The sequence below is a fragment of the uncultured Oceanicoccus sp. genome (genome assembly GCF_963968385.1).
GTDB lineage: Bacteria > Pseudomonadota > Gammaproteobacteria > Pseudomonadales > Dasaniaceae > Oceanicoccus.
In genome coordinates this window covers 16,183-29,371 of record NZ_CAXAHB010000005.1, presented here as the reverse complement: position 1 = coordinate 29,371, position 13,189 = coordinate 16,183, and the positions used below count along the sequence as shown (strand labels likewise).

The 13,189-nt window shown below is 46.1% G+C and carries 12 protein-coding genes; 7 read left to right on the top strand and 5 right to left on the bottom strand.

The window, feature by feature from the left end; translation table 11 throughout:
* Window positions 1-39: 39 nt before the first annotated feature.
* Window positions 40-1,461: a sodium-dependent transporter gene (locus AACP44_RS01290; protein WP_339338223.1), complete on the bottom strand. Its 1,422-nt coding sequence runs from the start codon at window positions 1,459-1,461 to the stop codon at window positions 40-42.
* A gap of 104 nt (window positions 1,462-1,565) precedes the next feature.
* On the opposite strand from AACP44_RS01290, the gene AACP44_RS01285 reads away from it, so the two are divergent.
* Window positions 1,566-2,003, top strand: coding sequence for a hypothetical protein (locus AACP44_RS01285; RefSeq protein ID WP_339338221.1), 438 nt, complete (start codon window positions 1,566-1,568; stop codon window positions 2,001-2,003).
* A 5-nt stretch (window positions 2,004-2,008) separates the two neighbouring features.
* Here AACP44_RS01285 and thiI read toward each other — a convergent pair whose 3' ends face one another.
* Window positions 2,009-3,460, bottom strand: a complete 1,452-nt coding sequence (thiI, locus tag AACP44_RS01280) for a tRNA uracil 4-sulfurtransferase ThiI (protein WP_339338219.1) — start codon at window positions 3,458-3,460, stop codon at window positions 2,009-2,011.
* Between the two features lie 381 nt (window positions 3,461-3,841).
* Here thiI and glnA point away from each other — a divergent pair, with 381 nt between their 5' ends.
* From glnA to trmL, 4 genes are all read left to right on the top strand, one after another.
* The gene (gene glnA, locus AACP44_RS01275) at window positions 3,842-5,248 is read left to right on the top strand and encodes a glutamate--ammonia ligase (RefSeq protein WP_339338217.1); all 1,407 of its coding nucleotides are present in this window, start codon (window positions 3,842-3,844) and stop codon (window positions 5,246-5,248) included.
* A gap of 460 nt (window positions 5,249-5,708) precedes the next feature.
* Window positions 5,709-6,779 (top strand): nitrogen regulation protein NR(II), encoded by a 1,071-nt coding sequence (glnL, locus tag AACP44_RS01270; RefSeq protein ID WP_339338215.1) that lies wholly within the window; start codon window positions 5,709-5,711, stop codon window positions 6,777-6,779.
* A 58-nt stretch (window positions 6,780-6,837) separates the two neighbouring features.
* Window positions 6,838-8,286 (top strand): nitrogen regulation protein NR(I), encoded by a 1,449-nt coding sequence (gene ntrC, locus AACP44_RS01265; RefSeq protein WP_339338213.1) that lies wholly within the window; start codon window positions 6,838-6,840, stop codon window positions 8,284-8,286.
* Window positions 8,287-8,356: 70 nt separating this feature from the next.
* Complete coding sequence (gene trmL / locus AACP44_RS01260; protein WP_339338211.1) at window positions 8,357-8,821, top strand: tRNA (uridine(34)/cytosine(34)/5-carboxymethylaminomethyluridine(34)-2'-O)-methyltransferase TrmL; 465 nt, start codon at window positions 8,357-8,359, stop codon at window positions 8,819-8,821.
* A 54-nt stretch (window positions 8,822-8,875) separates the two neighbouring features.
* Here trmL and secB read toward each other — a convergent pair whose 3' ends face one another.
* From secB to AACP44_RS01245, 3 genes are read right to left on the bottom strand one after another with little or no spacing between them, the layout of a single operon-like run.
* Window positions 8,876-9,349, bottom strand: coding sequence for a protein-export chaperone SecB (secB, locus tag AACP44_RS01255; protein ID WP_339338209.1), 474 nt, complete (start codon window positions 9,347-9,349; stop codon window positions 8,876-8,878).
* 42 nt (window positions 9,350-9,391) lie between these two features.
* Window positions 9,392-9,676 (bottom strand): glutaredoxin 3, encoded by a 285-nt coding sequence (gene grxC, locus AACP44_RS01250; RefSeq protein ID WP_339338262.1) that lies wholly within the window; start codon window positions 9,674-9,676, stop codon window positions 9,392-9,394.
* 47 nt (window positions 9,677-9,723) lie between these two features.
* Window positions 9,724-10,140, bottom strand: coding sequence for a rhodanese-like domain-containing protein (locus AACP44_RS01245; RefSeq protein ID WP_339338207.1), 417 nt, complete (start codon window positions 10,138-10,140; stop codon window positions 9,724-9,726).
* Between the two features lie 196 nt (window positions 10,141-10,336).
* Between AACP44_RS01245 and gpmI the strand changes: the two genes are divergently transcribed.
* Together gpmI and AACP44_RS01235 are read left to right on the top strand one after the other, a co-directional pair.
* A complete protein-coding gene (gene gpmI, locus AACP44_RS01240; RefSeq protein ID WP_339338205.1) occupies window positions 10,337-11,893 on the top strand; it encodes a 2,3-bisphosphoglycerate-independent phosphoglycerate mutase in 1,557 nt (518 codons plus the stop codon).
* Between the two features lie 55 nt (window positions 11,894-11,948).
* Window positions 11,949-13,127 carry a peptidoglycan DD-metalloendopeptidase family protein gene (locus tag AACP44_RS01235; protein WP_339338203.1) on the top strand — a complete coding sequence of 393 codons (1,179 nt, stop codon included), beginning with the start codon at window positions 11,949-11,951 and terminating at the stop codon, window positions 13,125-13,127.
* Window positions 13,128-13,189 lie beyond the last annotated feature (62 nt).

Sequence of the window (13,189 nt, the reverse complement as noted above, 5' to 3'; positions counted from 1 at the left end):
CTCGAGCCTGAGCATTACGCTACCCTGAAGTGGATGTTATCAGCCGATAAAACTAACGCCAAAATACTTTAGCGCAACCGTATTAACGAAGATTAACAATAAAATGACGGGGATAAACGTGCTAAGCGAGAAATCCACATAACGCCCAAGCAAGCTTCCCTGATAAGTGGCATCCGAGATTTCCATTTCTTTATGGAAGTTATGCTTTTTCCAGCGGTAACTCACAAACAAACAAAGTAACAATCCGTTAAGCGGCAATACCGTTTCATAAAACACATCGATAATCACATCAAACAGCGACTTTGACTCGCCGGCATAACTAACAAAACCGCTAAGCCACTCAACACGACCAAAGGAAAGAATACAAGCGATGGATATAAGACCCATGGTCACCGTTAATACCAGCAACGCTTTAGGACGAGAATACCCTTTTTCACCGACAAGGCTGGAGACAGGTACTTCTGTAATCGATACCAACGAAGTTATGGCGGCAAAGAACACCAACATAAAAAATACCGAGGCAACGGCACTCGCCCCGACGTAACCAATAGACCCCTGCAAAGCCAGAAAGATTTTGGGCAAGAAAGTAAATATCAAACTCACCGAGGAATCACTAAGCTCGGCGGTATTGATATTAGGGTTAAACGAAAAGATGGCTGGCAGAATCAGCAAGCCGGCGAAAAAGGCTACCACGGTATCGGTTAAGGCGATAAATTTGGCCGAGCCGGCAATGGTTTCTCCACGGCTCATATAGGAGCCATAGGTAATCATAATGCCCATACCCAGCGACAGGGAAAAGAACGCCTGCGACAAGGCGCTGTTAACAACGCCGGCATTAATTTTACTGAAATCGGGAATCAGGTAATAGCTAAGGCCTGCAAAAGCGTTATCCAGTGTCAGCACAAAAATCACTAGGCCAATCAACATAACAAACAAGGCCGGCATCATAATTTTGGCGCTACGTTCAATGCCGTCTTTGACACCACCAACCAGAATCAAATTAACCAGCGCGGCAACGGCAAGAAAATAGATAAACACTTTATTACTGTTAATGAAGGTACCAAAATTATCAGGGTCTGCTAACTGTGCCAAATTGCCCGTTGCCGCCTCAAATAAATAGCCAAATAACCAGATAGTTATCACGGTATAAAACACAGCAATCATGTAAGGGGTAATCAATACTAGCCAGCCGGCTATAGACCACAACCCAGAGCCTTCAGAAAGCTTGTGATAGCTACCCAATGGATCTTTTTGCGAGCTTCGACCCACAGAAAGCTCGGCCATCATCACCGGCAGACAAACCAGCACGATAAATATCGCATAGATAAAAAGAAAAGCGCCGCCGCCATATTTAGCGGCCGCTACGGGAAATCCAACCAGATTACCAATCCCTACCGCTGAACCAGCAGCCGCTAAAATAAACCCCAACCGCGACCCAAACTGCTCTCTTGATGCAGACATATTCCTTACTCCCTTAAAATTATAGTGGGCTTAATACTAGCAGTTTTATTACAATATAAAAGTTATGACCACATCCTTTTTTAATAACCAACAGGCATCACCGCATGGGCAATCATCAGCTTCGCATTATCACATTATTTTTTTTAACACTGTGTATCGTACTTTATTTTTATACCGCCAAGCAGCAAGCGTACTATGACCACCAAGCCAGACCTGCCATCAATGATATATTGATGGATATCGGGCAGTGGCAAAAACAGCCTCTATTAGAGCATTTATCTTCAGCCGCTAGAAAAACAACGTCTGACCAACAGATCGAACAATTATTAATAAGATATCAACAGTTTGGCGCGCTGCAGTCTTTTGAGCCTCTGCAATTTTCGCGACTAGCCAGTGTATTTTCTTTGCTGGGGGACAGTAAGATCAACTATCAAACCAATGCCAAATTTGAACTGACCGAGGGGCATATCAATATAACGCTGGTCAACGAGAACGGCCATTATAAAATTTATAACTTATCGATTAACCCTGTCACACAGTAATCGCGTTAGGGCCGATAGACTTTGACATTGTTATAACCCTGCTCCACCAAATGCGAGGCATGCAGTTTACTCATAACACCTTTATCACAGTACAACAGATAGCTTTTTGATTTATCCAATTCCGCAAAACGGCTATGCAAATCATAGAAGGGAATTTTTTGAACAGTGACGTTGGCAATGGTTAAAGGCTTTCGCTCTTCTTCGGATGGATGACGCAGGTCGATAATCACACCATCTTGAATCGGAACGTTGAGCACTTCAACATCCTGCACCTCTAAGGCTTGTTCAGCGATATCATTAATATTGATATAAGCAGCGTCCTCTAATGCTTTATCTAATACCGCAAAATCAAATTTGCTTTCTTCATGTTCTATCTTAAACGGTTTAGCCCGCGTGGTTGGCTTGACTGAAATGACACCACAATATTCTGGCATAGCCGCAGCAAAGGCTTCGGTGCCTATTTGCCGAGAGGTGCGAATGATATCTTCTTTATCCATAGTGATTAGCGGTCTTAATACCAGCATATCAGTGGCGGCATCAATCACGGTTAAATTGGTCAGCGTTTGGCTTGAAACCTGCGCCACCGCCTCCCCCGTCACTAAAGCTTTAACACTTAATTTTTCAGCAACCTGCGCACCGGCCCGCAACATCATTCGTTTTAGAATGACGCCCATCTGCGAGTCATTCACATTTTTTAATATTTCTGCTACAACAGCTTCAAACGGTACGGAAATAAATTTTACTCTGGATGATGCGCCGTATTTCATCCACAAATAAACAGCGACTTCTTTGACACCAATCTCATGATCTCGACCGCCGAGATTGAAAAAACAAAAGTGCGTGCGCATACCGCGCTTCATGGTGAGGTAGGTTGAAACTGTAGAATCAAAACCACCGGAGATTAAGCTAATAACAGAATCCAGACTACCCAGAGGGTAACCACCCAAACCCTTATGACGCTGATTGACGATAAACAACTTGTCGTCACGCAACTCCAAGCGGACAGTAATATCGGGGTTATGCAAATCTACGCCACCGGTTTCACAATACTGGTTAAGTCCACCGCCAATATATTGTTCCAGCTGATGCGAATTAAAATCATGTTTACCCGTCCGCTTACAACGCACGACAAAACTTTGCCCTGCCAAACGATCGCCCCATAGTTGTTGGGTTTTTACAAACGCATCGTGCATATCAACATAGGGAAACTCTTTTACATCCAGAAAATGCGCGATGCCAGGGGTGCAGGACAGCACCTCAACCATTTGCAAGCGCAGGCTTTCATCGTTACTTTGCGAGCTGACAAGAATTTTGTCCCAATCACTCTGCACCGACACCGCAGGATCGAGTGGCTTGAGCAGAGTACGCAGATTGTTGCGCAGCGTTTTAACAAACTGCTTACGCACAGGCCGGCTCTTGATAGTGATCTCAGGAAAAAATTTAACAATAAATTGCATGGATGGATCTGGTCCCTAGGTTTACTTGGCCGGCATTATACGCATCTGTGTCTGTTCAGACAGCTATCGGAGAAAACATTGATAGGGAGTTTCTTGAAGCCCCATTATGGTTTAAACTGTGTCGCTTTCTTGTGCTGGTTGCACCAAAATAGAACACAATTATTAATAAGATCCAAAATGGTGCATATTCGACAACACCTTGTCGCTTGCCTGCACCAAAACGTTGCTATTTCAATAACTTAGCCACCCTGTGTAGCTGGCATATATATTGCTTTTCTATAAGCCACACGATAGATGGCGTTTGCTCATAAGAAGACAAAAGCCAGGAAACAGTTTTGTAGTTTTAAATTTAACAAGTAATTCACTATTGAGGAGTCGAGAATGTCAGAGAATACTCTGGGTATGATCAAAGAAAACGATGTGAAATGGGTAGATTTACGTTTCACCGATACTAAAGGTAAAGAGCAGCACGTCACTATTCCTGCCACTGAAATCGATGACGGTTTCTTTGAAGAAGGCAAAATGTTTGACGGCTCGTCTATCTCTGGCTGGAAAGGCATCAACGAATCAGACATGATTTTAATGCCTGACGACGCTACTGCCGTTATCGACCCCTTTGCTGACGACAACACATTAAACCTGCGTTGCGATATCGTTGAGCCTTCTACTATGCAAGGCTACAACCGTGATCCACGCTCTATTGCCGAGCGCGCTGAAGCCTACATGAAATCTACCGGCATTGCCGATAGCTGCATGTTTGGCCCAGAGCCAGAATTCTTCGTATTTGACGATGTTAAATGGCATGCCGAAATGAGCGGTGCCGGCTACGAAATCAATTCTGAAGAAGCGGCATGGTCTTCTAACAAATCTTTTGCCGATGGCAACACCGGCCATCGTCCCCGTGTTAAGGGTGGTTACTTCCCCGTTCCTCCGGTCGACTCGCTACATGATCTTCGTGGCGCCATGTGTAATGCCATGGAAGCGATGGGTCTTGATGTTGAAGTACATCACCACGAAGTGGGTACTGCCGGACAGTGTGAAATTGGTGTTGGCCCCAACTCAGCGGTACAAAAAGCCGATGAGATCCAAATCTTCAAATACTGTGTTCACAATGTTGCTCATGCCTACGGCAAAACAGCAACATTTATGCCTAAGCCTCTAGTGGGCGACAATGGCTCCGGTATGCACGTTCACCAGTCTTTGAGCCTGAATGGCGAAAACATCATGGCTGGCGATGTTTACGGCGGTCTTTCTGAAACGGCCCTGTTCTACATTGGCGGCATCATCAAGCACGCTCGCGCCATCAACGCTTTTGCTAACGCATCGACTAACTCATATAAGCGTCTGGTTCCTGGTTTTGAAGCACCGGTTATGCTGGCTTACTCAGCACGCAACCGCTCTGCCTCTATCCGTATTCCTTTCGTACCGAACCCTAAAGCACGTCGTATCGAAGTGCGTTTCGGCGATCCAACGGCTAACCCATACCTGATGTTTGCTTGTATGTTGATGGCTGGTCTTGACGGTATTAAGAACAAAATCCACCCTGGCGATGCTGCCGATAAGGATTTGTACGATCTACCTGCTGAAGAAGCCGCTGCAATCCCAACGGTTGCTTCTAGCTTGGAACAAGCGCTGGCTGCACTTGATGCCGACCGTGAGTTTTTGACTGCCGGTGGTGTTATGGATGACGACATGATCGATGCTTATATCGCGCTGAAATCTGAAGAAGTAGAGAAACTGAATATGACCACTCACCCTGTTGAGTTTGATATGTACTACTCCTGCTAGGTTGCACCACAACTAGCCAGCAGTAGTTTTCAGTTTAAAAAGCCCGCTTTATGCGGGCTTTTTTATTGCGTGCACCAACGACAGTTGAATAGCGATCAGGCCAATCATAGCAATAGCTCGACCGACCTCTGGAAGCCTGTCATCAGCCCTTTAACCAGCATTCAGCTCTACCCTGGCTTGAACAGGTGGTTGCTGTGATCTGGACCACTCAAAGCACCAACATTGAATACCGCACACAAATCGCCCACCTAAGTGCACCTTTTTGGTGCTTTTTCCTTTATAATCATCGATCAATAACTAGCCGAACACGCCCACAAATAGCGCGTGCGGCCAATAATCAGGCGCTTTTGGCAGTAATCAGCTGATAACACAAGATATGGTTTGGTTTTTGCATTTAGCCTTTTGTCTCTAATCTACGGTGCCCTATCTTGCGCCGATAACCGATGCCTATTGAGTTTCCATGGCCCCAGACAAGCTACATACCGAAATACTGGATAACCTCCAAACGGCGATTTTGCAGATCGATACCAGTCTGTCTGTGAGTTATATCAATACCGCAGCTCAAGCATTGTTAGACGTCAGCGGTAGCCGAGTTCTCGGACTGCCTATTAGCCAACTGTTTACCGAAGTCAATAATGATCAAGCCAACTTGCTAGATGCCATCGATAATATCAGCGCCTTTACCAAACGCGAGGCACATTTATTACTCTCTAACGGCCAAACCATCACCGTCGATTGCGCGGTAAGTCCGGTTATCGAACACGATGTAACCACCTCATTGATTATTGAGATTTATCCCCTCGACCGTTTATTGCGTATCAGTCGTGAGGAAGGCTTGCTGTCATCACAACAAAACTCACAGGCGCTAATTAGAGGCCTGGCTCACGAGATTAAAAACCCTCTGGGCGGATTGCGCGGCGCAGCACAACTGTTAGCGAAAGAGCTACCCAGTGAAGACCTGAAAGATTACACCAATATTATTATTGAGGAAGCAGACCGGCTTGGTAATCTGGTTGACAGTATGCTGGGCTCGAATAAATTGCTCGACTTGCAAATGCTCAATATTCACGAAGTACTTGAGCGGGTTAAAAGTCTGGTGGATGCAGAAACCGCCGGCCAAATTCGCATCGCTCGTGATTACGACCCCAGTATTCCCGAGCTTGAAGGTGACAAGGAGAGACTGATTCAAGCGATACTGAATATTGTTCGCAATGCAATGCAGGCACTGATGGATCAGCTAGGCCCCGATGCAGTGATCACCTTAACAACACGTACCTTTAGACAATTTACTATCGGCACTGACCGCCACCGTTTGGTTTGTCGTATTGATATTACAGATAATGGCCCGGGCATTGCCAAAGAAATTCGTGAAACTATTTTCTTGCCGATGGTGAGTGGCCGCGCAGACGGCACTGGCCTTGGACTGTCTATTGCGCAATCAATTATTAATCACCATCACGGTTTGATTCAGTGCAGCAGTGAACCCGGCAATACCACTTTTTCTATTTTTATTCCGCTGCCGGCTCAATGACTTTAATGAAATATTTAATCGGTACGGACAGGCCGGATAACGCTCTGGAGAACAAATAATGAATACAAACAATAGTGTTTGGGTTGTTGATGATGACCGTTCAATTCGATGGGTATTAGAAAAGGCCCTTAATCAATCCGGTATCGAAACAAAAACCTTTGATAACAGTGAGAGCCTGCTACGCAAACTTGCCACAGAAAACCCTGACGCTATTATCAGCGATATCCGTATGACTGGCATGGACGGCCTGGAATTGCTAGAAAAAATTAATCGGTCGCATCCGGATATGCCGGTGATTATCACTACCGCACACTCTGATCTAGAAAGCGCCGTGGCCTCTTATCAAGGCGGTGCCTTTGAATATCTCCCCAAACCCTTTGATATCGATGATGCCGTCGCCATGACGGAGCGTGCGCTAACTCATGCCGGCGAAATAAAAGCCAAAGCGGAAGCTGTGATCACAGCACCGCCATTCGATGAAGTCGGTTCCACTGAAATTATCGGCGAAGCACCTGCCATGCAGGAAGTTTTTCGAGCCATTGGTCGGTTATCGCATTCCAATATTACCGTATTAATTAATGGTGAATCCGGCACCGGTAAAGAACTGGTAGCACAGGCCTTACACAAACATAGCCCCAGATCGAAAGAAAGATTTATTGCGCTGAATATGGCGGCCATTCCAAAAGAATTAATGGAGTCAGAATTATTCGGTCATGAAAAAGGCGCCTTTACCGGCGCAACCGCTCTGCGTGAGGGTCGTTTTGAACAAGCTAACGGCGGCACTTTGTTTCTGGATGAAATTGGCGATATGCCATCGGACACACAAACCCGCTTATTACGCGTACTGGCAGATGGTGAATTTTATCGCGTGGGTGGACGTATTCCGATTAAAGTGGATGTGCGTATTATTGCGGCAACCCATCAAAACCTAGAAACGCTGGTAAAGGATGGCCGCTTCCGTGAAGATTTATTTCACCGTTTAAATGTTATTCGCATTAATATCCCCAGCCTGCGTGATCGCAGGGAAGATATACCACGGTTAATACAATTCTTTTTTAATAAAGCAGCTGAAGAATTGGATAGTGAATGTAAAGTTCTCACCAAAGACAGTGAAGACTATTTATGCCAACTCGATTGGGCCGGCAATGTCAGACAACTGGAAAATACCTGCCGCTGGATTACCGTTATGGCCGCCGGCCGTGAGATTCATTTAGAAGACTTACCTCCAGAACTCCTTAACCAAATACCCAGTAGTGGCGAAACCATCGGCAACAGTGTCAATTGGCAAGATAATTTGCAGCTCTGGGCTGATCAAGAACTGAGTCTGGGTAAGAAAAAAATTCTCGACACGGCTGTGCCTATTTTTGAAAAACTTATGATTGAAACAGCGCTAAAACATACTCATGGCAGAAAGCGCGATGCAGCCGGTCTATTGGGCTGGGGGAGAAACACTTTGACCAGAAAAATGAATGAACTAAGAATGAATGGCAGCAGCGAAGACGATTAAATTTAAATAGAGCGCCAGTCTATTTTTCATATTAAAATAGGCTCTACCATCAATGGAAAATTAACCATCCATGCTACATATTGTGCTCTACCAACCCGAAATCCCACCCAACACTGGCAACATTATTCGCCTGTGCGCCAACACCGGCTTTCAACTGCATCTTATCGAGCCACTAGGCTTTGATATGGATGATAAAAAACTGCGCAGAGCAGGGCTGGATTACTCCGAATGGGCGGCGGTGAAAAGTCACTCCTCACTGTCCGAGTTCATAGAAACCGTTCAACCAAAGCAGGTTTATGCCTGTACCACCAAGGGCTCAAAAAATCATACCCAAGTCGATTTTGTCGAAGGTGACGCGTTGGTATTTGGACCGGAAACCCGTGGCATCCCCGATAAGATTTTAAATCAGATGTCAGCGGAGCAATTATTGCGCCTGCCAATGCAAGCACAGAGTCGCAGCTTAAACCTTTCTAACAGTGTCGCTATTTTTGTTTATGAGGCCTGGCGGCAGCTAGGCTTTAAAGGCGGACAATAAAAAACCGCAGCAGCCGAACCGTTGCGGTTTTTTGCAGCTTAAATTAAGTACTCGCTAGTGAGCTTCTTTACTCATTTTATTAACCGCTTGCTGAGTCGCCTGTTGCGCGGCTTGACGATATAGCGCCTCAAAGTTAATTGGCTGCAAGTTAATGGTAGGGAAACCGCCCTTAATCGCCAGACTATCAATAGTTTCGCGAATATAAGGGAACAATAAATTCGGTGCCATAATACCCAAGGTCTGACTTAAAGCTTCGCCGGTTATACCCTGAGCCAAAAATAGCCCTGCTTGCTGCACCTCTATCAATAAAGCCGTCTGCTCACCCAGAGTGGCAGTGACTGTCATCGTCAAAACCACCTCAAAGTTGTCATCGCTCACCTTCGAATTTTTGGTATTGATATCAACATTAATTTTGGGCTGCCAATCTTTGGCAAAGGCGGCCGCACCTAGCGGAGCTTCTAAAGACGCATCTTTAAGGTAAATTTTCTGTATGCCAAACCGCTGTTGTGCGGCTTCATTCTCAGCCATGATTTTTCCTCAACGTTATATCTACTTAAAAATTCTTGTGGTTTAGTGCTTCAACCCAGTCTGATTCAGGCCTTCTGCTTTTATCAGGCTGTCTAATTGGCCGGAACGCTCAAGCGCCCATAAATCATCACAACCACCTACATGAGTTTCACCGACCCAAATTTGCGGCACGGTACGACGGCCACTGAGATTTATCATTTCCATACGCAATTCAGAATTGCCATCAACTGAAATCTCACTATAGACCAAACCTTTGGCATCTAATAGCTGCTTTGCCTGTAAACAAAAAGGGCAAAGACGGGTGGTATAAAGATAAATATCTGATATAGAACTCATAATTTCTACTGTTGATCGGTCTCTATAAGAAGGCTGGCTTACTTAGTGACTAGTGGCAACTGCATATTTTGCCACTCCATCATACCACCGCTAAGACGGGACACCTGAGTAAAACCGTCAGCAACTAACGTTTTGCCGGCAGCCCCTGAATGCTGTCCCATTTTACAAACCAGAATAATGGGCTTGTCTTTAGAAGACTTAAGCTCGGTCTTTCGGGTAGCTAGCTTGGCATGGGGAATATTGATCGCATCGACAATATGCCCCTGATCAAATTCTTTACTATCGCGCAAATCAACAACCAATGCCTGCTTTTGGTTAACATCGGTAATCAGCTGCTGCGGGGTTAAGGTTGGTCCACCCCTGGCTGACTCATGGCGGATTAATAGACCAATGCAGACCATTAATGCTGTAGCGACTATCCACTGCTCAGCCAAAAATTCAAAAAATAGAGCCATCGCCCTGCTTTACCTCACTAATTTTGCCAGCGCCCTTGGCACCGAGTTACTCAATTAAGGCCGCAAGTATACACATCGGTTAGCCGTGTTGACAGTGCGAATATCGCCGGTAACGAGCACCACAATAGCGATCTGCCGCCGGAATCGGTAGAATTAACACCCGTTAAAACATTTGTACAACAAGACAGAAAAAGCTATGGCAAACCCTACTGGCAAAAAGCCCGTTGTTTTATTAATTCTGGATGGCTGGGGCCACCGAGAAGCACCGGAAGATAACGCCATCCATAATGCTAACACCCCTACTTGGGACAGATTGTGGAATGAGCAGCCCAAAACCCTGATTTCCAGCTCAGGTATGAGTGTAGGCCTGCCCGATGGCCAAATGGGCAACTCCGAAGTCGGCCATATGAGCCTGGGTGCAGGACGGATTGTTTACCAGAATATAAGCCGTATCGACAAAGCCATTGCCGATGGCGACTTTTTCGATAACCGCACCTATATAGATGCTATTGATAAGGCGATTAGCAACGACAAAGCTATACACTTGTTTGGCCTGACATCGCCGGGCGGCGTACACAGCCATGAAAATCATATTTTGGCGATCATTGATATGGCGGCCAAACGCGGCGCCCGCAAAGTCTATTTGCATGCTTTTCTTGATGGCCGAGATACCCCACCCCGAAGCGCAGCGGCATCGCTGCAACAGATAAGCCATAAATTTGCCGAATATGATTGTGGCCGTGTCGCCTCTTTAATTGGTCGCTATTACGCAATGGACAGAGATAACCGTTGGGATCGGGTTCAGCAAGCCTATGAGATGTTAACCGAAGCCAAAGCCGATTACCGTTTCGACAATGTCACCGATGGATTAAACGCCGCTTACCAGCGCGACGAAAACGATGAATTTGTCAGCGCCACCCTGATTCAATCAGATGATCAGCCAAGCGCCACCATTAATGATGGCGACTCGGTTATCTTTATGAATTTTCGCGCCGACCGAGCCAGAGAAATTACCCGCGCCTTTGTGGAAACAGATTTTGCTGGTTTTAGCCGCAACCAAACACCTGCACTGGCCAGCTTTGTTACCACTACCGAATACGCCGCTGATATCGACGCAGCCATTGCCTTTCCGCCAACCCATATCAACAATAGTTTTGGCGAGCTAATGGAAATCCATCACAAAAAACAACTGCGGATTGCGGAAACTGAAAAATATGCCCACGTAACTTTTTTCTTTAGTGGTGGCAGAGAAGCGCTTTATAAAGGTGAAGATAGAATATTAGTCCCCTCCCCCGATGTGGCGACCTATGATCTGCAACCGGAGATGAGCGCACCGGAAGTGACCGATAAACTGGTGGCGGCTATTACCAGCGGCGAGTACGACACCATTATCTGTAACTACGCCAATGGCGATATGGTCGGTCATACCGGTAGCTACGAGGCAGCGCTAAAAGCCGCCGAAGCGATTGATGAAAGTGTCCGCAGAGTAAGTGAAGCGATACTCAGCGTAGATGGCGACTGCCTTATCACCGCTGACCACGGTAACTGCGAGCAAATGCTCGACTATGATTCTGGCCAAGCCCACACCCAGCACACCACCGAATTAGTGCCGTTTATTTATGTCGGCAATAAAGCCGTTAGTATGCAACAGCAAGGTGGTAAGTTAGCCGATGTTGCCCCGACTTTGTTGACATTAATGAACTTGGAACAACCCGCTGAAATGACCGGAAAATCACTGCTCACCGTCAATTAGTCTACACTTGCGATATAGTCATCCCGACCGATAGTTAGCAACAGGATAAACCTTAATGGGCCAGCGTTTTACCTTTAGAAAAAAGCCGGCACTATCGCGCTTTTTTCTCGTCGTTGTGCTGACACTGTTGCTGCCGCTACAAACCACCAGTGCCGACGATGAAGCTAAAGCCCGACAACAAATCCAGCAGCTGAATAAAGAAATGGCATCGCTGCGCAAGCTGCTAGCTGAGTTTAAAGCACAGCGTTCAGACTTGCAGAATGCTTTGCAAAAATCTGAAGTAGCGATCGGTGCGGTACAAAAGAAAATTCGCAGTACCCAGCAACAATTAAAGCAGCAGCAAGCTGAACTGCAATCACTGCAAGGAAAACGTCAACAGCTTGATAGCGCTCGACAAAATCAGAAAAAATTGATTGAGCAACAAGTGCTCGCGGCTTATCAACTTGGCCAACAAAAAAAAATCAAAGTGCTACTTAATCAACAACAGCCGGATAAAATTCATCGCGCCCTGACTTACTATGATTATTTTAATCAGGCCCGCAGCGAGCAAATCAACCAATACCTCAATATTATCAGCGAGCTCAATACGCTAGAGTCACGCATTGTTAAAAAGACAGAAACACTCACCACCGCCAGACAAAAACTCGATAAAGCCCGACAGAGTTTGCTTGCCAGCCAATTGTCGCGTCAACAAAACCTCGCCAAAATCAATTCGGCGATTAAAAATAATGATCAACAACTCAAGCAGGCTGCCAAAGATCGCGCCGAATTAGAACGCATTTTAGCGGCGGTTGAACAAAGCCTCGCCAATCTCACCATTCCCGGTGACTACAGTCCCTTTGGTGAATTAAAAGGCAAACTATCTTGGCCAGTAGCTGGCAAACCTAGCAATCGTTTTGGTGTGAAGCGTAACAACTCCGGATTGCACTGGCAGGGCTTAGCCATTCCCGTTGCTGAAGGTAGCAAAGTGCAGGCTATTCATTCTGGTCGCGTTGTCTTTGCTGATTGGTTACGTGGCTCCGGTTTGCTAATTATTATTGACCACGGCGATGGCTATATGAGCTTATATGCGCATAACCAAAGTCTGCTAAAAGCGATGGGCGATTGGGTAAACCCCGGTGATATCATTGCCACGGTGGGCAATAGTGGTGGCCAACAACGGGCGGGGCTGTATTTCGAGATCCGCCACCACGGCAAGCCAACAGATCCACGCAAATGGTGTAAACAGGTATAATCACCGCAGGTAATGCCTAACACACCCCCTTGAAAGCAAGGTACAATCGAATCAATATCAGA